General features: G+C 63.1%; 22 protein-coding genes. 10 read left to right on the top strand and 12 right to left on the bottom strand.

What is annotated here, in order from left to right:
• Nucleotides 1–11: 11 nt before the first annotated feature.
• From ACRTG1_RS08585 to ACRTG1_RS08550, 8 genes are all read right to left on the bottom strand, one after another.
• On the bottom strand, nt 12–1,028 hold the full coding sequence (locus tag ACRTG1_RS08585; RefSeq protein WP_210344023.1) for an ABC transporter permease: 1,017 nt from the start codon (nt 1,026–1,028) through the stop codon (nt 12–14).
• Nucleotides 1,025–2,539, bottom strand: a complete 1,515-nt coding sequence (locus tag ACRTG1_RS08580; protein WP_206547767.1) for a sugar ABC transporter ATP-binding protein — start codon at nt 2,537–2,539, stop codon at nt 1,025–1,027. Before ACRTG1_RS08580 ends, ACRTG1_RS08585 begins: the two co-directional genes overlap by 4 nt.
• A gap of 152 nt (nt 2,540–2,691) precedes the next feature.
• Nucleotides 2,692–3,690, bottom strand: a complete 999-nt coding sequence (locus ACRTG1_RS08575; RefSeq protein WP_206544124.1) for an autoinducer 2 ABC transporter substrate-binding protein — start codon at nt 3,688–3,690, stop codon at nt 2,692–2,694.
• 56 nt (nt 3,691–3,746) lie between these two features.
• Complete coding sequence (locus ACRTG1_RS08570) at nt 3,747–5,261, bottom strand: FGGY-family carbohydrate kinase (RefSeq protein ID WP_432516088.1); 1,515 nt, start codon at nt 5,259–5,261, stop codon at nt 3,747–3,749.
• The gene (locus tag ACRTG1_RS08565) at nt 5,261–6,361 is read right to left on the bottom strand and encodes a M42 family metallopeptidase (RefSeq protein ID WP_432516087.1); all 1,101 of its coding nucleotides are present in this window, start codon (nt 6,359–6,361) and stop codon (nt 5,261–5,263) included. The genes ACRTG1_RS08570 and ACRTG1_RS08565 overlap by 1 nt, the downstream gene beginning before the upstream one ends.
• The gene (locus tag ACRTG1_RS08560) at nt 6,358–7,341 is read right to left on the bottom strand and encodes an ABC transporter permease (protein WP_113152835.1); all 984 of its coding nucleotides are present in this window, start codon (nt 7,339–7,341) and stop codon (nt 6,358–6,360) included. Before ACRTG1_RS08560 ends, ACRTG1_RS08565 begins: the two co-directional genes overlap by 4 nt.
• A 25-nt stretch (nt 7,342–7,366) precedes the next feature.
• Entirely contained in the window at nt 7,367–8,176 is an 810-nt protein-coding gene (locus ACRTG1_RS08555) for a BtpA/SgcQ family protein (RefSeq protein ID WP_113152834.1), read from the bottom strand.
• Between the two features lie 35 nt (nt 8,177–8,211).
• On the bottom strand, nt 8,212–8,985 hold the full coding sequence (locus ACRTG1_RS08550) for a DeoR/GlpR family DNA-binding transcription regulator (protein WP_206544121.1): 774 nt from the start codon (nt 8,983–8,985) through the stop codon (nt 8,212–8,214).
• Between the two features lie 249 nt (nt 8,986–9,234).
• Between ACRTG1_RS08550 and ACRTG1_RS08545 the strand changes: the two genes are divergently transcribed.
• Both ACRTG1_RS08545 and ACRTG1_RS08540 read left to right on the top strand, forming a co-directional pair.
• A complete protein-coding gene (locus ACRTG1_RS08545; RefSeq protein WP_432516086.1) occupies nt 9,235–9,921 on the top strand; it encodes an outer membrane protein in 687 nt (228 codons plus the stop codon).
• A gap of 99 nt (nt 9,922–10,020) precedes the next feature.
• On the top strand, nt 10,021–10,803 hold the full coding sequence (locus ACRTG1_RS08540; RefSeq protein ID WP_432516085.1) for a GGDEF domain-containing protein: 783 nt from the start codon (nt 10,021–10,023) through the stop codon (nt 10,801–10,803).
• A gap of 17 nt (nt 10,804–10,820) precedes the next feature.
• On the opposite strand, the gene ACRTG1_RS08535 is transcribed toward ACRTG1_RS08540, so the two are convergent.
• Nucleotides 10,821–13,592, bottom strand: a complete 2,772-nt coding sequence (locus ACRTG1_RS08535; RefSeq protein WP_432516084.1) for an AAA family ATPase — start codon at nt 13,590–13,592, stop codon at nt 10,821–10,823.
• A gap of 224 nt (nt 13,593–13,816) precedes the next feature.
• Here ACRTG1_RS08535 and ACRTG1_RS08530 point away from each other — a divergent pair, with 224 nt between their 5' ends.
• Both ACRTG1_RS08530 and ACRTG1_RS08525 read left to right on the top strand, forming a co-directional pair.
• Nucleotides 13,817–15,085 carry a serine hydrolase domain-containing protein gene (locus tag ACRTG1_RS08530; RefSeq protein ID WP_432516083.1) on the top strand — a complete coding sequence of 423 codons (1,269 nt, stop codon included), beginning with the start codon at nt 13,817–13,819 and terminating at the stop codon, nt 15,083–15,085.
• A gap of 93 nt (nt 15,086–15,178) precedes the next feature.
• The gene (locus tag ACRTG1_RS08525) at nt 15,179–16,780 is read left to right on the top strand and encodes a ShlB/FhaC/HecB family hemolysin secretion/activation protein (RefSeq protein ID WP_432516082.1); all 1,602 of its coding nucleotides are present in this window, start codon (nt 15,179–15,181) and stop codon (nt 16,778–16,780) included.
• Nucleotides 16,781–16,820: 40 nt separating this feature from the next.
• On the opposite strand, the gene ACRTG1_RS08520 is transcribed toward ACRTG1_RS08525, so the two are convergent.
• Nucleotides 16,821–17,000, bottom strand: a complete 180-nt coding sequence (locus ACRTG1_RS08520) for a hypothetical protein (RefSeq protein ID WP_206544115.1) — start codon at nt 16,998–17,000, stop codon at nt 16,821–16,823.
• A 73-nt stretch (nt 17,001–17,073) separates the two neighbouring features.
• Entirely contained in the window at nt 17,074–17,997 is a 924-nt protein-coding gene (locus ACRTG1_RS08515; RefSeq protein ID WP_206994840.1) for a carbon-nitrogen hydrolase family protein, read from the bottom strand.
• 83 nt (nt 17,998–18,080) lie between these two features.
• Here ACRTG1_RS08515 and ACRTG1_RS08510 point away from each other — a divergent pair, with 83 nt between their 5' ends.
• The 3 genes from ACRTG1_RS08510 (at nt 18,081) to ACRTG1_RS08500 (ending at nt 21,040) form a co-directional block, all read left to right on the top strand.
• The gene (locus ACRTG1_RS08510; protein WP_432516081.1) at nt 18,081–18,998 is read left to right on the top strand and encodes a LysR family transcriptional regulator; all 918 of its coding nucleotides are present in this window, start codon (nt 18,081–18,083) and stop codon (nt 18,996–18,998) included.
• Nucleotides 18,999–19,160: 162 nt separating this feature from the next.
• A complete protein-coding gene (locus tag ACRTG1_RS08505; protein WP_206544112.1) occupies nt 19,161–19,865 on the top strand; it encodes a GntR family transcriptional regulator in 705 nt (234 codons plus the stop codon).
• 212 nt (nt 19,866–20,077) lie between these two features.
• Nucleotides 20,078–21,040, top strand: coding sequence for a dihydrodipicolinate synthase family protein (locus tag ACRTG1_RS08500; protein WP_113155991.1), 963 nt, complete (start codon nt 20,078–20,080; stop codon nt 21,038–21,040).
• An 85-nt stretch (nt 21,041–21,125) separates the two neighbouring features.
• Here ACRTG1_RS08500 and ACRTG1_RS08495 read toward each other — a convergent pair whose 3' ends face one another.
• Complete coding sequence (locus tag ACRTG1_RS08495) at nt 21,126–22,154, bottom strand: Ldh family oxidoreductase (protein WP_432516080.1); 1,029 nt, start codon at nt 22,152–22,154, stop codon at nt 21,126–21,128.
• A 150-nt stretch (nt 22,155–22,304) separates the two neighbouring features.
• Here ACRTG1_RS08495 and ACRTG1_RS08490 point away from each other — a divergent pair, with 150 nt between their 5' ends.
• From ACRTG1_RS08490 to ACRTG1_RS08480, 3 genes are all read left to right on the top strand, one after another.
• The gene (locus tag ACRTG1_RS08490; RefSeq protein ID WP_432516079.1) at nt 22,305–23,822 is read left to right on the top strand and encodes an aldehyde dehydrogenase (NADP(+)); all 1,518 of its coding nucleotides are present in this window, start codon (nt 22,305–22,307) and stop codon (nt 23,820–23,822) included.
• A gap of 250 nt (nt 23,823–24,072) precedes the next feature.
• Nucleotides 24,073–25,134, top strand: a complete 1,062-nt coding sequence (gene dctP, locus ACRTG1_RS08485) for a TRAP transporter substrate-binding protein DctP (RefSeq protein WP_222474002.1) — start codon at nt 24,073–24,075, stop codon at nt 25,132–25,134.
• Between the two features lie 16 nt (nt 25,135–25,150).
• The gene (locus tag ACRTG1_RS08480; protein ID WP_113152820.1) at nt 25,151–25,672 is read left to right on the top strand and encodes a TRAP transporter small permease subunit; all 522 of its coding nucleotides are present in this window, start codon (nt 25,151–25,153) and stop codon (nt 25,670–25,672) included.
• Nucleotide 25,673 lies beyond the last annotated feature (1 nt).

Below are 25,673 nucleotides of genomic sequence, written 5' to 3'. Positions count from 1 at the left end.
GGGGATTGCGTTCAGGCTTCCAGCGGGCGCGCCATGCGCTGGCGGTGTTTTGCGAGACGGTCGAAGACGATGGGCAGGCCGGTGCCCACGATGATCAGACAGCCGATGACGAATTTCTGCCAGTAGGATGGAACCCCGGCCATCAGCAGCGTGGTGTTGATCATGGTGATCACGAACACGCCGAGAAGCGTGCCGAGCACGGTGCCGTGTCCGCCGGTGATGCGCGCGCCGCCCAGAACCACGGCGGCGATGACGTTCAGCTCCATGCCGACGAGATCGAACGGGTTGGCCATGCGCGAGAGCGTCACATGCGTCATGCCGGCAAGACCGGCAATCGCGCCGGCGATCACATAGATCAGCACCTTGACCCGCTTGATGCGGATGCCGATGCGCTGGGCTGCTTCTTCCGAACCACCGATTGCGTAGACCTTCCGCCCGAACAGGGTGAAGTTCATGATGATGGCGAGCGCAATGGTGACCGCCACGAGCACAAGGAAGGAGGCGGGAAGCGACACCATCTGGCCGACCGCGTTCTCGATGCGGATGAGGATGGTGCGGGAGAAATTGATCACTTCGCGCGGCACCGAGGTGATGTAGGTGGTGCCAAGGAAGGTGAGCAGCGCGCCGCGGAAGAAGGAAAGCGTGCCGAGCGTGACGATCAGCGTGTTGAGCCCCAGCCCGCCGATGAGCAGGCCGTTGACGAGCCCGAGCCCCGCGCCAATGGCGGCGGCGATGACGAAATAGGCGATGATCGGCAGGTCGAGATCGATGCCCAGCACGATCTTCATGGTCGCATACATGGCGAAGGCGCCGATGGCGGTGTGCGAGACATCGATGCCGCCGGAGGCCAGGACCATCATCACGCCCATCGCGAAAATACCGGTCACCAGCCCGTTGCGGGCAAGGTCGATCAGTGTCGAGGGCGTGAAGAAGGCCGGATTCAGCAGGCCGAGAACGACTGCGAAAAGCACCGCGACGAGGAACACGATGCCCTGCGGGGTTGCAAAGATGCGGGCAAGCGCGTTCATGTCCGGTCCTCCCTGATGACTTCGTTGTAGAGTGTGTCTTCGTCCACCGTCGCGGCGTCGAAGCCTGCGGTGATGCGCCCGCGCACCATCACCAGAATGCGGTCGGACAAAGCGATGGCCTCGGCGATGTCGTCGGTGACGACCATGACCGCCGTGCCGCTGCGGCTGAGCGAAACGAGCAGTTCGTGGATCTCGCGTTTGGACCCCACATCGACGCCGACCGTAGGCCCGTTGAGAATGAGAAGCCGGGGATCGATCTCCATCCAGCGCGCCAGCACGACGCGCTGCTGATTGCCGCCCGAAAGCGTCGCCACGGCGGGTGTTACGTCAGGCGTCTTGATCCGGAGATTCTTCACCGCGTCGCGTGCCCGCTGCAACAGGCTTGCGGCGCTGACGATGCCGAAATGGGTCGACTTTTCCAGGCTGGAGACGGTGATGTTGTCGCGGATCGACTGGTTGAGGAAGAGACCTTCCGTCAGCCGGTCTTCCGGCACATAGGCGATGCCCCGCTCGATGGCGTCGTGCTGGCTTTTGAAGGTGACGGTCTCGCCATCGATCTCGATGCGCCCGGCATCCGGCTTCATGTAGCCGAACAGGGTCTGGGCGAGTTCGGTTCGGCCGGAGCCGAGAAGGCCGACCACGGAGACGATCTCGCCCGGACGCAGCTCCAGATCGACATCGACGAAATTGCCGCGACGGCCGAGGCCGCTGGCGGCGAGGAACGGGCGCTGGACCGCGCCTTCTTCACGCGGGAGCCGCTGACTGTCCACGGAACGGCCGGTCATGGCCTCGACCAGGCGCTCGGTATCGAATTCGCCGATGGGGCCTTCCACCACCACGGAGCCATCGCGCAGCACGGTGACCGTGTCGCAGACGGCGAAAACCTCTTCGATCTTGTGGCTGACGAACAGGAAGGAAACGCCTTCCTTCTTCAGTGCGCCGACGATCTCGAGAAGATGGGCGACCTCGCTGCGGGTCAGCGCGGTGGTCGGCTCATCCATGACGATGATGCGCGCCCTGTTGGCCAGCGCGCGGGCGATGGCGACGAGCTGTTTGGACGCGACGGGGAGGAGTTCGACCGGCGTGTCGGGGTCGATCTCCACCTGCATGCGCTTCAGCGTGTCGATGGCCAGCCTGCGGCGTGCGCTGCGTTTGTGCAGCACGTCTGCGGAGGTAACCGAGGTCAGGAAGCCGATGTTCTCCCAGACGCTCAGATTGGGAAACAGTGAAAAGTCCTGATAGATGACCGAAAGGCCGGCGGTGATGGCGCCCATCGGGTCGTTGCCCAACTGGCGGCCGTTCAGCGAAACCTGGCCTGCGTCCGCGCTCACCACGCCTGACAGGATCTTGATAAGTGTCGATTTGCCCGAGCCGTTCTCGCCGGCCAGACAGCGCACCTCACCGGTGCTCAGTTCGAGATTGACGTCTTCGAGCACGCGCACCGGCCCGTAGGCCTTGCGGATGTCCCGCATCTGCAGGATGGGCGTGCTTCCGCTCGCTTCGTCGTTCATGGGAAATCTCTGTTGTTCAGGCAAGGCCGCCGGGCGGACAAGGCCCGGCGGCGGTTGGATCGAGAGGCGCGCAGACGGCTGCCGGTCCTGATGCCAGGACCGCAGGCGGGCTCCATGCGTCTCTCGTTTCCGGTCACGTCAACACGCTACGATCAGAAATCGTATTCGCTCATGTTGTCCGTGGTGACATCGACCCAGGCCTGGCCGTAGAGCACCTTGCCGTCGAGCTTGATGGCGTTGTAGCCCTCGACGCCGAGGTCCATGCCATCGGTGATCTCTTCACCTGCGATGGCCATGGAAGCGACCTTGTTCATGGCGATGCCTGCCTTCGCGGGATCCCAGAAGGAGATCATCTCGATGGCGCCGGTCTCCAGATAGGGGCCGGCGACCGAAACGAGGCTGGTGCCGACGATCTTGACCTTGCCGTCGAGACCGGCTTCTTCAACGGCCAGAGCCGCACCCACGACATCTTCGCCTGCCGAGCCCTGAATGCCCTTCAGGTTCGGATAGGTGCGCAGAAGCTCCTTGGTCTTCTGGTAGGCGGTCTGCTGCTGCTCGTTGCTCTCCAGCTTGTCGGTGACAAGCGTCATGTTCGGGTATTTTTCTTTCTGGTACTCGATGGCGGCGTCGACCCATTCATTGTGGGTCTTGGCGGTCAGATGGCCGACGAACACGGCATATTCGCCTTCGCCGCCCATGGCCTGTGCGAGCGCTTCCATCAGGTGACGGCCATAGGCCGCATTGTCGAAGGCTTCCACGTCATAGGTGATGTTCTGGAGGCTGGACGCCTCGTGGCCGATGACCTTGATGCCGGCGTCGAGCGCCTTGCCGAGAACCGGTTCCAGAGCCTCCGGCGAATTCGGCACGACGGTGATGGCGTCGACCTTCTTGGCGATCAGGTCTTCGATCATCTGCACCTGTAGCGCCGCGTCGGCGGAAGCCGGTCCAACCTGCGTTGCATCGTGGCCGGTTTCCGCAGCGTATTCATTGACGCCGTCTTCCATGCGGTTGAACCAGGCGATGCCCGAAAGCTTCACCACCGTCACGATGGAGTGCTTGGCATCCTGCGCGTGCGTAACGGCGCCGGCCCCGACGATCAGCGCGGCGCCGAGCGCCACGCCGGCGGTCAGTTTCCTCAAATTCAAAGCCATGTTTTCCTCCTCTTGATACACTTCCAGTGCGCCCCGTCGGCCGGGATGGCCGTCAGTCAGGCTTCATCGGACGTCCGCTGTTCCGCTCCCCTCATCAGATCGCTGTTGCGGGCGTACAATTCCTTGAATGTGCGATAGCGCGCGTCATAGACGGCGCGGTTCTCCTCCTGCGGCGCGATGCGCCGCTCCATCGGGTTCCAGCGCCGGATGTCGTCGCGCCCGGCCGCTCCCACGGCGACGGCTGCGAGAAATGCGTTGCCGAAGGCTGCGCCGACCGTGTTGGCCGCCACCTCCTGTGTCTTGCCGCTCGCATCCGAGATGGCCTGCGACCAGACGGCGTTCTTGGTGCCGCCGCCGACGGCGGCGATGCGCTCGATCGCTGCGCCGGCACCCTCATAGGTCTCGATCACCGACGTCACGCCATAGGCGATGCCCTCGAGGAAACCGCGATAGATGTCTGCCCGCGTGTGGGTGAGGTCGAGGCCGAAAATGACGCCGCGCGCATGGGGGTCGTGGATCGGCGTGCGTTCGCCGGAGAAATAGGGCAGGACCACGATGCCATTTGCGCCGACCGGGGCGCCCTGCGCCTCTTCGGCGAGCAGCCGCAGCGCCTCCTCGGCATCCAGCTCGCGGGCGAACTGCTCCTGAAACCAGCGGGTGAGCGTGCCGCTGGTGGAGGTGCCGGACATGCAGGCGTGCTGTCCCTCGAAAAGCCATGGTGCATACCACAGCCGCCCATCCTCCACGCGGTGATCCGTAACGAGGATGATGAACATGGTCGAGCCATACATCATCATCATTTCGCCGGTTCCCAGAACACCGACGCTGACGGCCTCCGCTGCCGCATCGATGGTGCCTGCCGTAACCGGCGTGCCGGGCGCAAGCCCGGTTTCCTTCGCCGCCTGTTCCGTGACATGGCCCGCAATCTCGGTGCTCCAGAGAAGCTCCGGGAGACGCCCGGGCGCGATGATGCGGTCGGCGTAACGGTCGCTCCACCGGTTGGCGTGGATGTCGTAGAGCGGGCTTGAGGAAGACGCGGAATAATGATCGATGACGAAGCGTCCCGTCAGCCGGTGCACCAGGAAGGATGAGGAGTTCATCACCTTGTGGGTGCGGGCATAAAGCTCGGGCCGGTTCTTCTTCAGCCACAGGATCTTGGGGCCGACCGACTGGGAGGTGAGGGTGTTGCCGCATTCGGCAAGCAGCGTCTCCTCGCCGATCTCCGCGGTCAGTTCCTCGATCTCCTCGGAAGCGCGGGTGTCGACGCCATAGAGCACGGCGTTCATCAGCGGCTTGCCGTCTTCATCGACCGGCAGCATGCAGGGGCCGATGCCGCTTGCCGCCACCGCCTTGATGTCGCCGGGGGCGATGCCGGTGGTGGCGATCAGTTCTTTGCTTATGGCGCAGAACTCGCCCCACCAGTCTTTCTCGGCGTCATGTTCGGCCCAGCCGGGCTGCGGCACGATCATGTCGTGCCGTCGCTTTGCCGTGGCCAGAATGCGTCCCTGACCGTCGGCCAGAACGCCCTTTGTTTCGAAGGTTCCGATGTCGATGCCGAGGTAGCAATCCATCAGGTGTAGTCATCCCGGTTGAGGCTGAAACCGGCGTCGACCCGGCGGATCGCGGCGATCAGCAGTTTCGTGAGGGCTTCCAGATCGCGCAGGTCGCACATTTCGAGCGAGGTGTGCGTGTAGCGGCAGGGGAAGCACATATCGATACAGGCGACGCCCTCATTGACGAGCTGCACATAGGAGGAATCGGTCAGTGCACCCGTGTGGGCCGTGCGCTGGAGATTGATTCCCTCGGATGAAGCCGTGTCGGAGAAGAGCTTTGGCAGGGCAGGGTGCGGGATCGTGCCGTTCAGCGTGCCGCGCCCGTGGAACGAGTAGAGGCTCATCGCCGGGCCGTTGCCGAGCGCGACTTCACCGCGCTGGGTCATGTCGGGTGTGTCGGCGTTGAGCGCCAGATCGAGCTGGATGGCAATGTCGGGGTTGATCGCGCGGGCCGCGACCATTGCGCCCTGAAGATTGAACTCCTCCAGCACGGCGAAGACGAAATGCACCGTTGGGCGCGGGCCTTCAGCGGCGAGTGCGCGGGCGACCTCGACGATGACGGCACAGCCGGCCCGGTCATCGACCGAAGTGCCGATCAGGCGGTTTTCATTGAGTTCAATGACGTGCGGGTCATAGACCACCGGCGTGCCGATCTCGATGCCCAGCGCCTTGACGCCCCCGGCGTCTTCCGCGCCCACATCGATGAACACTTCCTGATAGGGCGTGACCTTGTATTTCTCTTCCGGCGGCGTGGCGTGATGGCTCTTGTTGGCAATGACGCCCTGCACATCGCGGCCCTCGCCGACGCAGAACAGAACGGCCTGCGCGGGCAGGGCCTTTTCCGGGATGCCGCCCAGCCGCTCGATGCGCACCAGACCGTTATCCTCGATCTTGCGCACCATGAAGCCGAGCTGGTCGGTGTGGGCGAACAGCATGACGGAGGGCGCACCTTCGTCACCTTCCAGTGTGGCGATCAGATTGCCGAGGCGATCCGTGCGCATGGAAAGCGGCAGATCGGCGAGCTCTTTCTCGATGCGGCGGCGCACGCGGTCTTCATGCCCGGACAGGCCCGGTGTCAGCATCAGGGTTTTGAGCAGGGAGCGGAGACGCTCTTTCATGATTGGTGAGCCTTTCGTTTGAAGAACGCCTTCACATCGAAGGAACCGAAAGCCGCGCGATAGGACATGACCGCAATGAGCAGGCCGCCGAAGAAGAGGTCGCGGGAGAAGGCGCTGAAGGAGAGAATGTTGAGCCCGCTGGAGATGAACTGCAGGCAGATCACGGCCAGAGCCACGCCGGTGACGGTGCCGAAGCCGCCGGCCGGGCTGACGCCGGCAAGGATGTTGATGAGGATGACGAGCAGCAGATAGGAGCTGCCATAGTCGGCATTGGCCGAGTTGACGCGCGCCAGAACCACCAGACCGGCAAGTGCGGCGATAAAGCCGGCGATTGCGTAGATCTGGATGATCAGCTTCTTGCCGGGCACACCGGCGAAATCGGCGGCGACCGGGTTTGCGCCAAACAGGCGCAGCCGCATGCCCACCGGCGTGCGGCGCAGAAGGAAGGCAAGGCCCGAGGCGACCAGTGCAAACAGCACAAGCGGAAGCGGGAGCACGCCGCCGATCGTCCAGTTGCCGAACGCCGTGTACCAGTCGGGAAGACCGGTGATGGCCGGGCCGCGCGTGATGATGATGCCGATGCCGGCGAAGAGCTGCATGCTGCCGAGCGTCGCGAGGATGGGCGGCAGCCGCAGATAGGCGATGAGAAAGCCGTTGAACGCGCCGCAGACGAGCCCCACGGCGAGACCGGCGGGGATGGCGAGCCATGCCACTTCCGGTCCGGCTTTCATGGTCACTGCGGCCACGATGGAGGCCAGATTGGCGATGGCGACGACCGAAAGGTCGATGCCACCGGAAATCATCGTCGGCAGGACTGCAAGGGACAGAAGCCCGAATTCGGGGAACTGGAAGCCCATGGATTTGAGGTTTGACGATGACAGGAATGTCGGACTGGCGATTGCAAGCGCAACGAATATCAGCGCCGTCAATATTCCCAGGCTCTTTAAGTGTGAGCCTGTGGTGTCCTGTCTTGCGTCCATGGTCTTCCTCCCCAGGTCCCGATGGTTAGCCGCCGCGGGCGGCTTTTACGATCTGCATGAACTCCCTGGCCCGCTCCGGATCGACCGGGTTCCAGGTGTTGCCGTCGACCTTGAGCGACGAGCCCACGATGCAGCCATCGGCGATCTTGAGAATGTCGGCCACGGTGTTGTGGCGAACGCCCGTATTGGCCAGAACCGGTGTGTCGGTGACCTTTTCCTTGACCGATTTGAGATCGGTCATCTCGGCGGCCTCGCCGGTGATGGCGCCCGAAACGAGCACGGCGTCGGGAATGGAGGAGAAGACGGCAGAGCGGGCGCGGTCGGCCAGCGGGCGCTTGTCCATGGAATCGGCGAACTCGGCCGACACGTTGTAGAGCATCACCAGATCGTCACGGCCAAGGCGGTTGCGGTAGCGCAGCGCCTCGCCGGCATTCGGCGTCCACGGGCCCATGTCGGAGGCATAGGTGCCGGTGAAGATTTCGCGGACGAAGGAAGCGCCGGTTGCCGTTGCGAGCGCCACGGTGCTCATCGGATCCCACAGAACGTTGACGCCGAAAGGCTTCTTGATCTCGCTGCGCAGCTGGCCGATCACATAGGCCATGGCGGCGGTGGAGGCGATGTCGACCTTGAGCTCATAGGGGCGGTCGTTCTCATTGCCGAACATCACCGCATCGACATCGGCTTCCTGCAGGGCGGTGAGATCCTTGCGCGCTGCGGCGACAATGCCGTCAATGCCCGCATCCGCATCATAGAGCGGTGAGCCGGGCATCGGCAGAAGATGCACCATCGAGATGATGGGTTTCCTGTCGCCGAAGAGCTGCTTGAACTTTGACATTCCGTGCCTTTCTTTCTTGTTGTCGGCCGCCCCCCTCAGGCGAGCGTTATGGCCGGTATCAGCTTCCGATAGGGCGCAATCAGATCCTCCGCGTCCCTGTCGGTGATGAGTTCGTCGATGGCGTCGAGCCCGCAGACTTCTGCGAACACGCGTTTGCCGAATTTGCTGTGATCGGTGATGACCACGGTGCGCTTGGCGCGTGACATGGCGAGCCGCTTGGTCTCGGCCTCGTCGAAGGTTGCCGTCGTCACGCCGCCTTCATCGATGGCGTCGGCGGCGATGAAGCAGATGTCGGCCTGAATGGTGGCGAGCGCGGTCTTCGCCCAGTTGCCGACCAGGCTGAAATAGCCATTTCTCACACGCCCACCGACGATGTGGACCTCGGTTGGCCCGACGGCGGCTGCCTCGGCGACTTTTATGTCCATCGTCACCACGGTGATGCGCCTTCCCGCCAATGCGTGAGCGGTGGCCAGCGCCGTGGTGCCGGAATCGAGCAGCGCCACCTGACCGTCTTCAATGCTGGCGGCGGCCTTCTGGCCGATACGCTGCTTGAGTGTCTGATGGTGGCGCACCTTCTCCAGGAAGAGCGGTTCGGTGTCGCCCTCGCCAATGCCGCGCGCGACCACGCCGCCATGGGTTCTGGCAACGATGCCGGCCTGCTCCAGGACCGTAAGGTCACGGCGAACCGTCGGCAGTGAAATCTTGAGGAGTTTGGCAAGCTCGGCCGTGCCCACGCGCTTGCGCTCGACGATCACGTCGATCATCTGCTGCTGGCGTTCCTGCGGAAAACGGTGGCGCGTACTTGTCAATTTATCCTCCCTGGAATGATCGATAATGATCGTTTGGGTATGAGTCAATAATTATCGATCATATCCACAGGCGCGAAGCCTGACGAGCGGTTCCTGCGCAGCGCTCCCTTTTGCCGCACCGCGTGGGTGTGAAATCGCGCGCCGGGCCGGAGCAGAGAGGGAGAGGCGACGCTATTTAATTTGCCGTGCAACTAAATTTTCATTTTTTGCGCATGCACTTGCTCGTCGTGAATGCACGCGCAGAGAGGCATGACAATGCGCACGGTATGTCTCGTTTCGGCGGTTCTTTTTCTGTCGCTTTCAAGGGCGCTGTCCGCCGAACCCGACGCGGCGTTTTTTTCAACGGCGTCTGGCTGGAATGGCTTTTATGCCGGGGTGCAGGTGGGAAATTTGCGCGGCGCTCTGCATCAGGCCTATGCGGTCGGTGACCATTCCCGGGCGGATGTCAGCGCATTCTTTGCGGGCCTCCATGCGGGTTATCAGCGACAGGTCACCCGCAATGTCGTTGCCGGCGTTGAGCTGGATGGGGCATGGCCGCGTGCCGAAGGCAGGAGCCATTTCTACACGCGGGGCGGATTTCAGATTTCGCCGGGTTACGTCGCGCGTTCCCGGCTCGACTGGACAGCGGCGCTGCGCGGACGGCTCGGTTATGTGGTGGATCGGCGCATGCCCTATCTTGCGGCTGGTCCGGCAATCGCTGACGTGCGCTTTGTGGGAATGCATGGCAACGGTGTGTTCGATCCGGGTGGACGGAAAATCCATGTCGGCTGGACGCTGGGTGGCGGCGTCGACTTTGCCGTGGGAAACAGGCTCATTCTGAAAAGTGAGTATCGCTACAGCGATTTTGGTCGCCGTGTTTTCAACGATGGCGCAAACCCCTCGCGCATCGGGCTGAAAACGCACGGTCTGCGTCTGGGCGCGTCCTACAGGTTCTGATGCAGGGAAGCGTGCTGGAAGCATGGCCCATGGCTTGTCCTGTGGGCAGTCTGCGTTCTTAACCGGCTCGCAACACATGCGCTGATAATCGCCGCGGGCATGAAGCTCGTATTGTTCAAAGCGGCAGTCGCCACCTTTATGTCCATCATCGCCTCGCTGGTGATCTGCTGGGCTGTGCTCAGCCTGGCTGGCGGCGGGATCAATTGGTTTCCGGTGATCATGAGCATTCTGTGTCCGCTTTTGATTGCATTTCCCACGTGCACCTACACATTCTACCAGAACCACCGGATCGCGCTTGCGCATGCGCAGCTGGAAGCGGCGCACACAGAGCTTGCCGATGTATATGACGAACTGGCCATTGCCGCGCGCACGGACGGGATGACGAGATTGCTGAACCGCAGCTCGTTTGTCACCGATCTGGATGAGATCGGTCAGCGCGGGGCAGGCGGGGTTCTGCTGGTCATTGATGCGGATGACTTCAAGAACATCAATGACACGCACGGTCATCTGGTCGGCGATCAGGCGCTTTGCGCCATTGCCAGCGTTATCCGAAACGTGGTTGGCGAGACCGGGCTTGCGGCGCGCATCGGTGGCGAGGAATTCGGTGTGTTTGTTGAAGCCGCTTCGTTTGATGACGGGGTGCAGCTTGCTGAGAAGGTGCGCGCCGATGTCGAACGGCTGGGGCTGCGCACGCCGTCTGACATGGTCGTGCCGCTAAGCGTGAGCATCGGTGTGGCCTTTGCGGAAAGCAGGGCTGACTTCTCGGTGCTCATGACGATTGCGGACAGCCAGCTCTACCGGGCAAAGCGCAGCGGGCGCAATCGGATCTGCGTGCCCGATTTTCTTGGTCCGGGCGACGGTCTGCGCGCTGCCTGCGCGTAATCCCGCATCAACGCTGGCTAGGCTTTCAGGCTGATTTCCGCCAGTTGCGCCAAAGTCTGCTTCTCAAACGCGATTGCGCCCTGCCGGCGGGCAATGTTGAGCGCTCTTTCGAGGGCGCGTTGCGCGTTCTTGGGCCGTCCTGTCTGCTGCGCCAGCTTCGCCCAGAGGCGGTGAAGCTCGGCTTCATACCAGCACTCGCCGGTGGAGCGAACGAGGCGCAGGGCGCGGCGGAGCGTGTTGAGCGCGTCGGAGATCCTGCCGTCGTGGAGTAGAACTTCGGCGAATAGCCCCAGACCATAGGGCAGGGTCAGGCGCGCGTTCATCGCCTCATAGGCGGTGAGGCCATTGCGCAGCTGCTCCTCGCCTGCGGGGTCTCCGAGCATTGCGCGCGCCCATCCAGCCAGCATGTTTCCCGGAGGAATCCAGTAGGGAATGTCGGCGCGCCGGCAGGTCTCGATCATGCGCTGCGCGCGCTCCAGCGTGAGCGCCGCATCGCCACGCTCGCGGGCGATGATCGCGCCTGCCCAGAACATCTGGGCCTGTCCGAACGGTTGATCGAGCGCTTCGGCTTCGCGCATGCCCGCCGTCAAATGTGCGTCGGCCTCTGCATCATTTCCGAGAATTTGCTGAACGCAGGCGGCGTATTGCCGGCAGACAATGTCTGCGTTCTCGCCAAGCAGCGTGTCGCCGGCTTCCTCTTCGGCACCCTCATGCAGGGACAATGCGGCATCGATCTCAGGCAGGCTGGCCGCAAGGGATCCAGTGAAGAACGCGGTCTGACCAATGGCGTTGTGCGTTGCCATGGCTATCTGCACGGGGACGTTTGCTGAAAGGTTGCGAAGACCGAGGGCGATCTCTTCGGCCTTGCCGAATTCCGCGCGCGAGAGATGGTAGTTCCACATGCCGGCCAGAACCGGGGCGATTTCGGCAGGGTCGCCCACCTCAAGGGCGAGCGTGCTGGCCCGTTTGTAGACGGCCCTGAGTTCTTCGCGCGTAAAACCCTCGGAGACGATCAGCGCCGCGCCCAGGCCGAGAAGTGTCCTGAGTTCGGCTGCGCTCTGGCTTCTGTCGGCATCCGGACAGCGTTCGTGAAGCGCAAGCGCCTGACGAAGCTGCGTGGCGGCGTCATGGGCTGCGCCGCGATCAAGCGCGCGTATGCCGGAGAGCCCCCGATACCGGGCTGCCTTCAGCCAGTCTGCCGCGCGCTCGAAATGGTCTGCAAGCGTTGTCGCCACTTCGGTAGTGTCGGATGCAAAGATGGTCTCGAGCCGGTCGCCGATGCGCTGGTGCAGGCCCTGCCGGATGGCGGCGGGGATGCCGTCATAGATCGCTTCATGATAAAGCGCATGCCGGAAGGCATAGCGCGTGGCGAGCGTGCCATCGGGCTGTTGGCTCACGCCGGCCTGTTCAATGAAGCGCCGATTGCGGGCAAGGTTCTCCAGCCTGTGTTCGACGTCTTCCCGTGCTTCCCGCGTGTCGGCCATGGCAGCGGCAGAGAAACGTGGTCCGGCGACGCTTGCAGCTTCCAGAAGCTGGCGCTCGGCCGGTGTGAGGCGGCCAATTTCTGCTGAAATCACGTCACGCACGCCGGGGGCGATTGCCAGAACGAGTTCTTTCTCGAGGCGGTTCAACTGCCAGCGTCCGGCCGCCTGACCGATATCGCCATTCCGCAGCCATTGCTCCGTGCCCGCTTCGACGAGGATGGCGTGACCTTCCGTGCGGTGGGCCAGAGCGGCAGCGAGCGAGGGCGGAAATGCGTTGCCGGGAAAGCGCTGCGCCAGATAGTCATGCACGGCTTCTGCGCCAAGTCCCTCCAGAGCCAGCGTCTGGATGCCCGGTTGCCGGTTCAGGTGGCTGAGTGTCGTGGCGAGTTCGTCCGCAGTATCCACCTCATCGAAACGATAGGTGACGAGCACCATCAGGCGCGCGGGTGTGCGCTGCAGCCCCCAGGCGCAGAGCCAGGCGAGTGTGCTCTGGTCGGACCAGTGCAGATCCTCCAGAACCAGTATGCCCGGCTGTTCGCGGGTGATCCGCTCCATGAGAAGCGTGAATTCGCGCGGCATCGGGTCCGGACGGTCGGGGCCGAATTTCTGGCCGGGGTCGAACGTTGCCGGGTCGTGGCCGTGATCGGCTCCGGGCAGATGCCCCAGCCAGGTGGGGGCCGTTTCACGCAGGAGGCGCGGCAGGTTTGCGACGGGGCGGGCATTGACGATCTGCGAGAGGATTTCGAGCAATGGGCCGTAGGGCTCGCGGGCGCCCGGATGTGGCAGGCACTGGCCATGCGCGATCCACATGGCCGGGGCTGCGCCGGTCAGGGTGGCCAGAAAACTGTCGACGAGGCGCGTCTTGCCGGAACCGCTCTCTCCGGCGATCAGCGCGATGGCGCGATTGCCGCGGCGGGCGGCGGTCAGGCTTTTGGTGAGTGCTTCCAGTTCTCGTTCGCGCCCCACGCACAGGGGGCGTTCGCTGGAGGGGGAAGGTGTGTTCGCGCCGGGAATGTCGATTTGCCCGGAGAGCCTGTAGCCGTAGCGACCAACCGTCTCGATGAAGCGGGGGGCGGTGGCGCTGTCGCCCAGAAGGCGGCGCAACTCCCGGATGCACTGTTTCGGGCCGGCATCGCTGCCGTGCCGGTTTCCCCATATCAGACGGCGCAACTCGTCCTGACTGACCGTCTCGCCCTGCCGCTCGATGAGCGCAAGAAGAACGGCCAGGGTCTTCGGGCGCAATGGCAGGGTTTCGCCCTCCCGCCGCAGCGCGCCGCCAGCGATGTCGAGTTCGACCTGTGTCAATAAGTTGCCTGTCTTCTGGCGCTGGTCATGCTCGCTCTTCAGAAGCGAATCCGCGCATCGCCGATTTCACGTGTCCGAGGATGGTTTTATACCAAAATTGAACCGTTTCATCACTTTGTTTGCCGGCGAGCCCGCGTCATACCGAAACCCGATTCAGACTGGTGGAGCCGAGCCCCTCTGGCAAGACGGACGGGGCCGTTTCGCACATCAAGGGGCAGAGCAACATGACGAAATCCGGCATCTCCAAAAAGATCACGGGGCGTGCAACGCTGCTCGCGGCAACGGCAGGTGCAGCGCTGTGCGTGTCCGCAGGGGCCGCGGCGGCGCAGGCCTGTGTCGCCGATCCGGCTGCCGTCATCGCTGCAGCGCCTACCGCCGCAATGACGCACACGCCGCTGCCGGACGCAGTTGCCGAAAAGCTTGATGCGGCGGTTCGCGATGCGCTGGGCAAAGCCGCAGCGCCGGGCTTCATCGTTGGCGTGCGCACGCCTGAGGGGCACTGGAGCGGGGCCTGGGGCGTGGCCGATCCCGCAACCGGTGCGCCGATGGAAGTGGGCATGCACACCCGCATCGGTTCGATCACCAAGACCTTCACCGGCACGCTGTTGATGCAGCTCGTGGAAGCGGGAAAGCTCTCCCTCGACGATAAGATCGAGACCTATGTGCCGGGCGTTCCGAATGGCGACAAGATCACGCTTCGTCATCTGGCCAACATGACCAGTGGCGTTTCCAGCTACACGCGGGCCGAGCCTTTTCTGGAGGTTTTCCTTGAGCATCCGCAGGTGGTCTACAAGCCCGGGCAGCTTCTGGCTTTCGCCATTCCCGATTCGCCGGTGTTCGAGCCGGGCGAGGCCTTCGACTACTCCAACACCAACACGGTTCTTCTGGGCATGGTCATCGAACAGGTGACCGGGATGCCCATCGCCGATGCCCTGAAGACGATGGTGTTCGACAAGCTGGGTCTGAAGAATACGGTCTGGCCGGGCGACAGCACGGAGATCCCTGAACCCTTCCCGCAGGGCTTTACCCTGCAGGGCAATGCGGCGACGCCGGAGAACCCTTCCAACGCGACGCACTGGAACCCGTCCTGGGGCTGGACCGCTGGTGAAATGATCTCGAACCTCGACGATCTCCTCACTTATGGGCGCGCCTTGGGCACGGGGCAGGGGCTTTTGGGAGAAGAGGCGCAGGAGGTTCGTCTGCGCTCGTTCCCCGAACCCATGGGCTACGGCATCGGCATGGGCTGCACGGGCGGCTGGGTTGGCCATACCGGTGAGCTTCCGGGCTACAACACGACGCTCTTCTATAATACGGCGCATGACATCACGGTCGTCGTTCAGGGCAACAGCGACATCCGCTCGGGCGATTGCGCGGATGAAGATGTGCTGCCGGACAACCCGACCGATGTGAGCTGCTCGTCGCCTGCCTCCCGCATTTTTGATGCGGTCTCGGTGGCGCTGGGACATCCCTTCTCCATGACCCCCGCCGAATAATTGGAAGCGTTGAACGAAATGCAGGCGATGTCTTCAGTGCGTGGCAGGAGCCGTCACGCATTTCTTGCGGCTTTACTCCTGTCTGCTGCGCTGATGCCGCAGACGGCTTTCGCCCAGTCAACGCCGGTTGAACGCACGGTTGCCGGCCAAACGGTCATTCTGCAGCGTTTCACCCCGCCTCAGGCGCTGGGCACGGTGGACATCAGGGTTGAAGATCAGCGCAAACGCGTTTCCGATGCCGATGCGGAAGGCGTGCGCATTCAACTTCGCTCGGTCAGTGTTGATGGCGCGCGCAGTCTGCCGCTGGAAGCGCTGGCTCCAATCTGGCAGGACCAGCTTGGCAAGACCATCACCATGGCCGAGCTTTACCGGATTGCCGATGCGGTGGATGCGGCCTATCTCGCCGCTGGCTATTACTCCATGACCGTCGTACCGGTGCAGGATTTCGCCTCCGGGCGCGTACGCCTGCAGGTCTATGAAGGTTATGTGCAGCGCGTGGAGATCACGAGCGATCTGCCCGGGATCGAGCAGCGTCTGGCGCCTTATATCGATCGTATTCTCGCCATGCAGCCGATCCGCGTGAAAGAGGCGGAGCGGGTTCTCCTTCTGATGAGTGATCTGGGCGGGCTGGAGATCGAGGGCACGTTCGTACGCCCTGAAACACCGAGCGCCGGTGGTCTCCTGAAGCTCAAGGTCGGCTTTTCGCCACGCTCCGGTGTCATTTCTCTTGATAATTATGGGTCGAGCAGCGTCGGGCCGCTGGAACTGCTCGCCAGTGCGGAGTTCAACGATCTGTTCGGTCGTTTTGAAACGACGAGTCTTCTGGGGCTCACCATTCCCGACAATCCGCAGGAAATGGTCTTTCTTCAGCTCGCACAGGACATGCCGATAGGCCATGATGGCCTGAAGGCAGGCTACAGCCTTGCCTATATCGGTCAGAAACCGGGTGGTGACCTCAGTGCGCAGGATATCCGCATCGCATCGGTGATCGGCACGGGCTATCTTTCTTTCCCATTCCTGCGAAGCCTGCAGCAGAGCCTTGTCGGGCGGGCCGAGGTCGTCATTCACAACGATCATGTGGATGTGATGGGGATGCCGGTCTCGCGCAGCCGTGTGCGCCGGGCAGGGTTTTCCCTGACCTATGACCGCGTTCTGGGTGAAGGTTCGCTCTCCGCCGAGGCCGGGATCAATTTCGGTGTGGTTTCCGATCTCGATCTTGGCGATGTGCCGGGGAGTTATCACTATCTGCGCGGCTCGATGGATTATTCCCGCCCGCTGGGTGAGCATTTCAGCTTTCGTGTTCGCGCTGCCGGCCAGTATTCACCAACGGCATTGCCGGCCTCCGTCCAATTCGCGCTGGGCGGGCAGGCCTACGGGCGTGCCTTCGATGCAGGCGCCCTGATGGGCGACAGTGTGGCTGCGGCGGCGGTGGAGCTTGGCCACCGGGTGGATACGGGGCTCTCGGCGCTGCCGTTCCTGTCCTTCACGGCTTTTGCCGATTACGCTTCGGCGTGGAACCACGGGACGGGCGATGTGCTCGTGCAGCAGGGACTGGGCTCTTATGGTCTCACCATGGGCGGCGTGCTGAATGAGAGCCTGTTGTTTGAAGTGGGCGCAGCACTGCCCTGGACCAGGCCGGAGGCGCAGGAAGATCCGGGCGCGCGGCTGTTCTTCCGGATGGGCAAGGCATTTTGATGAGGCAGGCGTTCGCCGCGCGTGGCCGGCGACGCCACTTCTACACGAACACGAGCGCAATCGATCCCAGAACCACCACGCCGACGGCTATCGCGGCGGCGAGTGCTCTGGAGCTTCGGTCTTCGGATGGCTCCGCAATGATTGAATGAAACCCGATCCCCACCAGCGTGGCGAGGAGAGCGGCAGCCACGATCACGCCGTAGAATTCGAAACTGGCCATCTGCTCCTCTCATCCCGGCGCTGGTGTATGAGCCGGCAGCGGTTGCGGGTGTCGGCTCTTTCGACCCATCAGGTCAACCGGTAAACCGCACCGTCGCCTTTGGCCGTTCATCCACGTTGAGGCTGAAGACATCCGGTCTTGCGTAATGGCCGACCACGTCGAAATCGTAGCGTGCGCGGACAAGCTCGGCGCGGTCGATTTCGGCCGTTACCAGCCCCTCGCGCCCCGTGAGCGGGCCAGCCAGAACATCGCCCAGAGGGCCGACGATCACGCTTCCGCCATTGATCAACGGGCGCGCATCGTCCCAGTCTTCGACGGTTACGCCCAGCTCTTTCGGGGATGGCTGATACTGGCAGGCGCTGACAAGGAAGCAACGCCCTTCATGGGCGATGTGGCGCATTGAAGCCTGCCAGACATCGCGTTCGTCCACGGTCGGCGCGCACCAGATCTCGATCCCTTTGGCGTAAAGGGCTGTCCGCAGAAGCGGCATGTGGTTTTCCCAGCAGATCGCCGCGCCGATGCGTCCGGCGCCAGTGTCGATGACCGGCATGGTGGACCCGTCACCCTGACCCCAGATCAGTCTTTCGGTTCCCGTCGGCATCAGCTTGCGGTGCTTTGCGACCAGCCCTTCTTCGGGGGTGAAGAACAGGGCCGTGCAGTAAAGCGTGTTGCCGCCACGCTCGATGACGCCGACAACCAGATTTGCCCCGGTGCGGGCTGAGAGGCCGGCCAGTTCTTCCGTCTCCGGGCCGGGCAGCTCGATGGCATTTTCGTAATAGGCGGCAAAGGCCTCGCGCCCCTGCGGAAGCCGGTAGCCAAGCCGGGTGCCGAATGTCTCTCCCTTTGGATATCCGCCAAGCACGGCTTCCGGCATGACGACAAGGTTTGCGCCGGTGCTGCGGATCTCCTGTTCATGGCTCAGGATCGCTGACAGCGTCTCAGCCTTTCCGGCTGGTGATGAGCCGATCTGCAACGCGGAAATGATGGATTTGGTCATGAGCGGCGAGCCTCCATATTAATGGGGCCTGACCCTAGGTTCCTGACGTAATATAAATCAAGATCGAGTCGGAACTAACCATCATGAATGAAATTCATATTCTGGATGTGGACCTGAACCTGCTGAAGGTTTTCGAGGCGATCTACGAGGAAGGCAGCGCGAGCAGGGCGGCTCTACGGCTCGGACTCACCCAGTCTGCCGTGAGTGCCGCGGTTTCCCGTTTGCGAACGGTCTATCAGGACCGGCTGTTTGAGCGCGGGGGCGGGGGCATGGTGCCCACCGCGCGGGCGCATGAACTGAGCGTAACGGTGCGCGAGGCGCTGAACCTGTGTCGGAAGACCCTGCTCGCCACGGACGAAGGCAGCCGGTCCTTCAGCGACCGCACCATATCCATTGGCCTCTCGGATGATCTGGAGATCGCCATTGGCCGAGCGCTGGCAGACAGACTGCGGGTCGATGCGCCGGGGCTTCGCCTGCTGCTGCGGCAGACAAACAGCTATCAGGCGACGGATATGCTCGCCGGCCGGACGGTGGATCTTGTGCTGGCGGCGGGCGGGTTTACATCGCGTTCCATTGGACGCCAGACGGTCATGACCGGTGGATATTCCTGTGTTGCCCAAAAACGCCCCGGCGGCGGGGCGGGAGAACTGGATCTGGAGGCGTTTTTGCGCCGCGATCACCTGCTGATTTCGTCGGGCGGCTATGTCGGGATCGTCGATGATGCATTGTTCGCCCTTGGGCTGCGGCGACGCGTGGAGGTCTCGACGACGCATTTTGCCGCCGTGCCGTTTCTTCTCAGCGGAGAAAACGCAATCGCGACGATGCCGACCCACGCGGCGCGGGCCGTTGCGGAGCTGGCTGGTCTGGAAGTCCTGTCCTGCCCACTGGAGCTTCCGGCCTATGGCATCGAACTGGGATGGCGGCCAGACGTGCTGCGCGATCCGGCGGTGCTCGTGGTGCGTGACGCCATCGTTTCCGTGTTTGAGGAACTGGCGCTTTGAACGCGCCCGCCAGCCGATCTTCCCGGATCTGCGGTTTTACTGTCACGGATCGCAGGCGGCATGTGTTGCCAGCCACAAACTGACTTTATGGCCTCAACTGAACTTGACGATTAATCCATCTGCCATCTAACAGTATTTTTCTTGTGCACACGAGGAGCGAAAATGTCTGATAGCGCCACGCGCAAAACTACTGAACGCAAGCGCGGTTCCGGCGTACAGTTTGTCTACGACGTATTGCGGGACGAAATTCTGGATCTGGCGCTGGCTCCTGGAAGCCCCATCGACGAGATCCAGCTGGCCAAGCGCCTGTCGATGTCGCGCACGCCGATCCGCGAGGCCCTCGTGCGTCTGGCCGGTGACGGGCTGGTGACCACGCTTCCGAACCGCTCCACCGTCGTCGCCAATATCGACTTTCTCAACCTGCACACATTCTTTGACGCCATCACGCTGATGTATCGCGTGACCACGCGGCTGGCGGCGCTGCACTACCAGCCCGAAGACCTGGTCACGATCCGCGCCCGCCAGGCGGAGTTCGCCAAGGCGGTGGAAGATCAGGATGCGCTGGCGATGATCGCCACCAATCGTGAATTTCACGCAGCCATCGCTGCAGCCGGGCGCAACCCTTATTATGAGAGCCTGTTCCTGCGCCTGCTTGACGAGGGACGGCGACTTCTGCGGCTCTATTACTCGTCTTTCAACGACCGGCTGCCGCAGCGCTATGTCATCGAACACGAGGACATGATCGCCGCAATCGAAGCCCGCGACGTGGAAACGGCCGACAAGCTGGCAAGCGAGCATGCCGATCAGATCGTTGCGCAGATCCGCAACATGATCGCCCGGGATCATCGTCAGCAAATCGCGCTTTAGGCCAATGTCGGCGTCCTTTGTCCGGGACGCTGGCCTGTCAAATGCATGTCTGTTTTCCCTGCGCCTCAATGTCTGGGGCAGGGAAAGCACATTGCCTAAAATTTGTGTCGACAAAAAAAATACAAGTGATATTTTCCTCGTGATCCAATCTGGAATCAGGTGCGGACGGATGTCGTGCGCCGCGCGAAACCATGCATTCGAAGGAGACGAGCATGAGCAACGATATTTTCACGGGCTGCATTCCCGCGCTGATGACCCCGTGCAAGGACGACCGGACGCCGGATTTCGACGCGCTGGTGCGCAAGGGCAAAGAGCTGATCGCGGCAGGCATGCGCGGCGTTGTCTATTGCGGGTCCATGGGTGACTGGCCGCTTCTGACGGATGAGGAGCGCATGGAGGGCGTGGCGCGTCTGGTCGAGGCTGGCGTTCCCGTGATTGTCGGCACCGGTGCGGTCAACACCGCCAAGGCAGTGGAGCATGCGGCGCATGCGGCCAAGGTGGGTGCTCATGGTCTGATGGTCATCCCGCGTGTCCTGTCGCGCGGCAATTCGCCCGCAGCACAGCGCAACCACTTCAAGGCCATTCTCGCGGCTGCGCCCGACCTGCCGGCGGTGATCTACAACAGCCCGTATTATGGCTTCGCCACCCGTGCCGACCTGTTCTTCGCGCTGCGCGCCGAGCATCCCAATCTGGTTGGCTTCAAGGAATTCGGTGGCGCTGCCGATCTGCGTTACGCGGCCGAGAACATCACCAGCGGTGACGAGACGATCAAGCTCATGATCGGCGTCGACACGACTGTCGTTCATGGTTTCGTCAATTGCGGCGCCAGCGGCGCGATCACCGGCATCGGCAATGTGCTGCCGAAGGAAGTGCTGCATCTGGTTGCGCTCAGCCAGGCTGCCGCTGCCGGCGACGCCGATGCGCGCCAGCGGGCCGCCGAGCTGGATGCGGCGCTGGCTGTTCTCTCTTCCTTTGACGAGGGGCCGGATCTTGTCCTCTACTACAAGCACATGATGGTGCTGAACGGCGACAAGGAATACACCCTGCATTTCAACGAGACGGACGAGCTCTCCGACAGCCAGCGCGGCTATGCCGAGGCGCAGTATCGCCTGTTCCGCGAATGGTATGCGGAGTGGAGCAAGCTGCCCGGCGCGGTGACCAAATACGCCGCCTGAGGCCTGTGACGACAAATAAAGCCCTCCCGGCTGGTTCCGGGAGGGCTTTTTCATTTTCGATGGAATGAAGGCTGCCCCTAAGGGGTTAGACCGCGTCCAGCCCCTGTTCGCGTAGCCGCTCCAGCAGCGCCATCTCGTCTGCACTGAGGCGAATGCCTTCCGCGCGGGCCTTTGCCCTGGCCGCGAAACGGCGCTGCGATGGCAGGCGTGCGCCCTGTCCGGCAAACGCTTCGAACAGCACCTCGGCGCGCGCCATCGGGTCGCCTGCGCGTCCCTGTGCGAAGCGGGCGGGATCTAAGGCGAGGATCAGTTCGCCATGGGCGGGCGCGAGTGTGGTGGTGCCCAGCGCTTCCAGCGCCTCGGGGCTGGTCAGGTCGCCGATCATCACGCCGGCCAGCAGCTCGACCATGGTTGAGATGGCCGAACCCTTGTGTCCGCCGAAGGGCAGCATCGCACCGGCAAGTGCTGCTTCCGGGTCGGTGGTCGGGTTGCCGTCCGGATCGATGGCCCAGCCCTCGGGCAGGGTTTTGCCGGCGCGTCGATGCAGCTCGATCTCACCGCGCGCGGCGACGCTGGTGGCGAAGTCGAACACATAGGGATCGCTGTCGCGGCGCGGCCAGCCGAAGGCAAACGGGTTGGTTCCCAGAAGCGGGGCGCTGCCGCCGGCGGGTGCGACGCTGGCATAGCTCGGGCACATGGCCATGGCGGCAAGGCCCTGTTCGGCCAGTGCCTCGACCTCCGGCCAGAGGGCCGCAAAATGCGTGCAGTCGTTGATGACGAGCGCGGCCAGCCCCATCGTGCGGGCTTTCTCCGCCAGCACCGGCGCGCCAAGCTCGAACGCGGCATTGGCGAAGCCGCCGCGCGCATCAACGCGAACAATCGCGGTCCCGTCGCTGGTCAGCGCCGGCTCGGCATCCGGCACGACCTTGCCGGCCTTGATGGTGCGCAGGCAGCCCTCGATGCGATAGACGCCATGCGATTTGCAGGCGTCGCGCTCACCCGCCACGATCACGCGCGTAACCGCTCCCGCATGAAGCGGTGACAGTCCTCCCTTGCGCAGGATCTCCTCGACGAGCTGTTCCAGTTCGCCGATGGCCAGCGTTGTTTCCGTCATAAAATGTCCTTTCCTCCGGTTGCTGGGTTGCAATCCTGTATACATATTGTATGCAGAAAGAGGCGGATGCAAGCCATGCAGCAGCAAAGACCTGCGGCTTTCCGACACCCTCGCGATGGACTGAAACCCACAGCAAGAAGGAGGGGACACATGCCCTTCAAACCTCACGGCAAACACCTGATTGCAGGTGAATGGATCGCTGGCAGCGACACGTTCGAATCATCGCCTGCGCACGGTCCCGGCCATCACTATTCGGTGGGCACCGTCGATCTCGTGGATCGCGCGGTTCAGGCTGCCGAGCAGGCGTTCGAGACCTATTCGGCGACCTCGCGCGAACAGCGCGCCGTCTTCCTCGAGACCATCGCTGACGAGATCGATGCGCGTGGCGCAGACATCACCGAAATCGGAACGCAGGAGACGGGCCTGCCCGCCGGTCGGCTCGAAGGAGAGCGCGGACGCACGGTCGGCCAGCTTCGCCTGTTCGCCGATCACATCCGCAAGGGTGACTATCTGGACCGCCGGCATGATGCGGCTCTTCCCGATCGCCAGCCCGCTCCGCGCCCGGAACTGGTGATGGTGCAGCGCCCGATCGGGCCGGTCGCGGTGTTCGGCGCATCGAACTTCCCGCTCGCCTTCTCGACCGCCGGTGGCGACACGGCCGCCGCGCTGGCCGCCGGCTGCCCGGTCGTGGTGAAGGGCCATTCGGCGCATCCCGGCACCGGCGAGATCGTCGCCGAGGCGATCCTTGCGGCAGTTGAAAAATGCGGCATGCCCGCCGGCGTCTTTTCGCTCATCCAGGGCGGCGACCGCAAGGTTGGCGCCGCGCTCGTGCAGCACCCGCTGATCAAGGCAGTTGGCTTCACCGGCAGCCTTGCCGGCGGACGCGCCCTGTTCGATCTGTGCGCCGCGCGGCCCGAGCCGATCCCCTTCTTTGGCGAGCTTGGTTCGGTCAATCCGATGTTCGTTATGCCGGAGGCGCTTCAGGCGCGCGGCGAGGAAATCGGACGCGGCTGGGCCGGGTCGCTGACCATGGGGGCAGGGCAGTTCTGCACCAATCCCGGCATCGCTCTTGTCATTGATGGTGAAGCTGCCGACCGTTTCATCGCGGCCGCCGCCGATGGGCTGAAACAGATCGACGCGCAGGTGATGCTGACGGACGGCATCGCGCAGGCCTTCTGCTCTGGCCGTGATCAGATTGCGCAAAGCAGCGCCGCGCGCCCGGTCATGGTGACCGAGGCCGAGGGGCGCAGCGCCTCGCCGGCTCTCTACGAGACCACGGCGGCGGAGTTCCTCGAGAACCCGATGCTGCATCACGAAGTGTTCGGCCCGCTCGGCCTCGTCGTGCGTGCGGCTTCGGCTGAGGAGTTCGAGGCCATCGCGCGCGGTCTTGAGGGGCAGCTCACGGCGACGCTGCATATCGACGAAGCCGACATCGAGGCTGCGCAGGCGCTGCGTCCGATCCTTGAACGCAAGGCCGGTCGCCTGCTGGTGAATGGCTTCCCGACCGGTGTGGAAGTTTCCGACACGATGGTGCATGGCGGGCCTTATCCGGCCAGCACCAATTTCGGAGCGACCAGTGTCGGCACGCTGTCGATCCGGCGTTTCCTGCGGCCGGTCTGCTACCAGAACATGCCTGAGGCGCTGCTGCCGGAAGACGCGCGCGGCTGACCGCACTGCGGTTCAGGGAGCTTGGCGCCAATCGTCCTTGAAGGGGCGCGGTGTGCATCATGGATGCGCGCCGCGCCTTTTCTTTTTTGGGTTCAACCGGTTCCGCCGGCTTTCGGAACAGGGGGCGCGCGCCTTCAAAAATTTAATTATTTTTTTTGTCGACATGGAGAATTGAGTTTGTATAAATTTTGAGTGCATCCATAGCCGGCTTTGGTTGGATGCCACCAAGAACGTCAAAGGAGGAGTTGATATGTTTCTTGATCTCAAAGGTTTGGCCTTTGCCGGAGCAGTGGCGCTGGCCGCCACGGCCGCACAGGCGCAGGAAGTGACCTGGCGCGTGCCGACCTCGGTGCCCGAAGGTTCTCCCTTCTATGTGAATTTCCTTGAGCGCTTTGCCGACAATGTCGACCGCCTGACGGATGGCGCTGTCGAGATCCAGCCCTTCGGCGCGGGCATTCTCGTTCCGGCGCTTCAGGTCTATGACGGTGTGAAGGACGGCATTGTCGAGGCCGGCCACTCCACGCCGAGCTATCTCGTCAACCAGAACCCGGTGAATGCGATCTTCGCAGGTTTTCCGGGCGGCATGGGCCCCGAAGCCTATTCCACCTGGATCTTCGAAGGCGGTGGCCGTGAGAAGCTTTCCGAACTGCGCGCCGAAGAAGGTCTGAAGTCGCTGGTCGTCGGTATTGGTTCTTCCGAGATCATGGCGCACGCCAACAAGCCGATCAAAGGCGCTGCCGACCTCAAGGGCCTGAAATACCGTACATCCGGTCCCTGGGCCGAGGTGATGCGCGACTATTTCGGTGCGGTTCCGACCGTCGTGCCGCCGGGTGAAATCTACACGCTTCTGGAGCGCAAGGGCGTCGACGCCATTGAGTGGGGCCCGCCCTCGGGCAATCTGCCGGAAGGGTTCCATGAGGCCGCGCCGTATATCGTCGTGCCGGGCGTGCATCAGCCGACCTTCCTGTGGGAAGTGGTCGTCAAGCAGGAGACCTGGGACGCACTCGACGATGCCCTCAAGGCAAAGATCGAAGCTGCATCCGAGCTGACCACGATGCAGTCGCTGATCCATTTCTATGATCAGGACATGAAGGCGATGGAGACGCTTCGCTCCAGCAAGGCCGAGGTGATCGAGCTGGAACCTGCCTTCCAGCAGGAACTCTCCGATGCCGGGCGCGACTGGATCCGCAAGACCGCCGAAGCGCAGAAGGCCGACGGCAAGCCGCTCATGGCCGAGATCCTCGACGAGTACTTCGCCTATGAGAATCGCTGGGCGGAGCAGAGCGGTTATCTGATCCGCAACGGCAACTAGACGCGGGGAGGCGATCATGAAGAGCTTCCTGCTCTCCGTCGCAGACCGGATTTCCCTCGGGTTGAACTACATCGCGCAGGCGATGGTGCTGATCCTGATCGCCTCCATGCTTTATGAGGTGGTGGCGCGCTATGTGTTTGGCGCGCCGACGCTCTGGGCCTTCGATATCGCTTACATGAGCACGGGCGTGCTCTTCGTTCTCGGAGCGGCGCAGGCGCTGCGCGAAGACGCCCATGTGCGCATCGACTTCCTGTCGTCGCGCATGCCGGTGCGGGTGCGTGGCGCTATCGACGGTTTTGCCTTTCTTGCGGTTCTCTGCCCGGTCTTCACATGGCTGGCGCTGATCGCCGGCCAGCGTGCGCTGCGCGCCTGGCAGACCGGAGAGGTGGAGCATGTCAGCCCGTGGGCCCCGCTGATGTGGCCATTCTACAGCGCTCTGGCGATCGGCCTTGCCGCGCTGGCGCTGCAACTTGTCGCCGAGGGGCTGCGGGCGTTGACCGCACCGCGTAGCGACGACAGTTTCAAGATCGAGACCTGAC

Source organism: Nitratireductor sp. PBL-C9 (genome assembly GCF_050877045.1).
GTDB lineage: Bacteria > Pseudomonadota > Alphaproteobacteria > Rhizobiales > Rhizobiaceae > Nitratireductor > Nitratireductor aquimarinus.
This window is presented reverse-complemented; position numbering and strand designations above follow the sequence as displayed.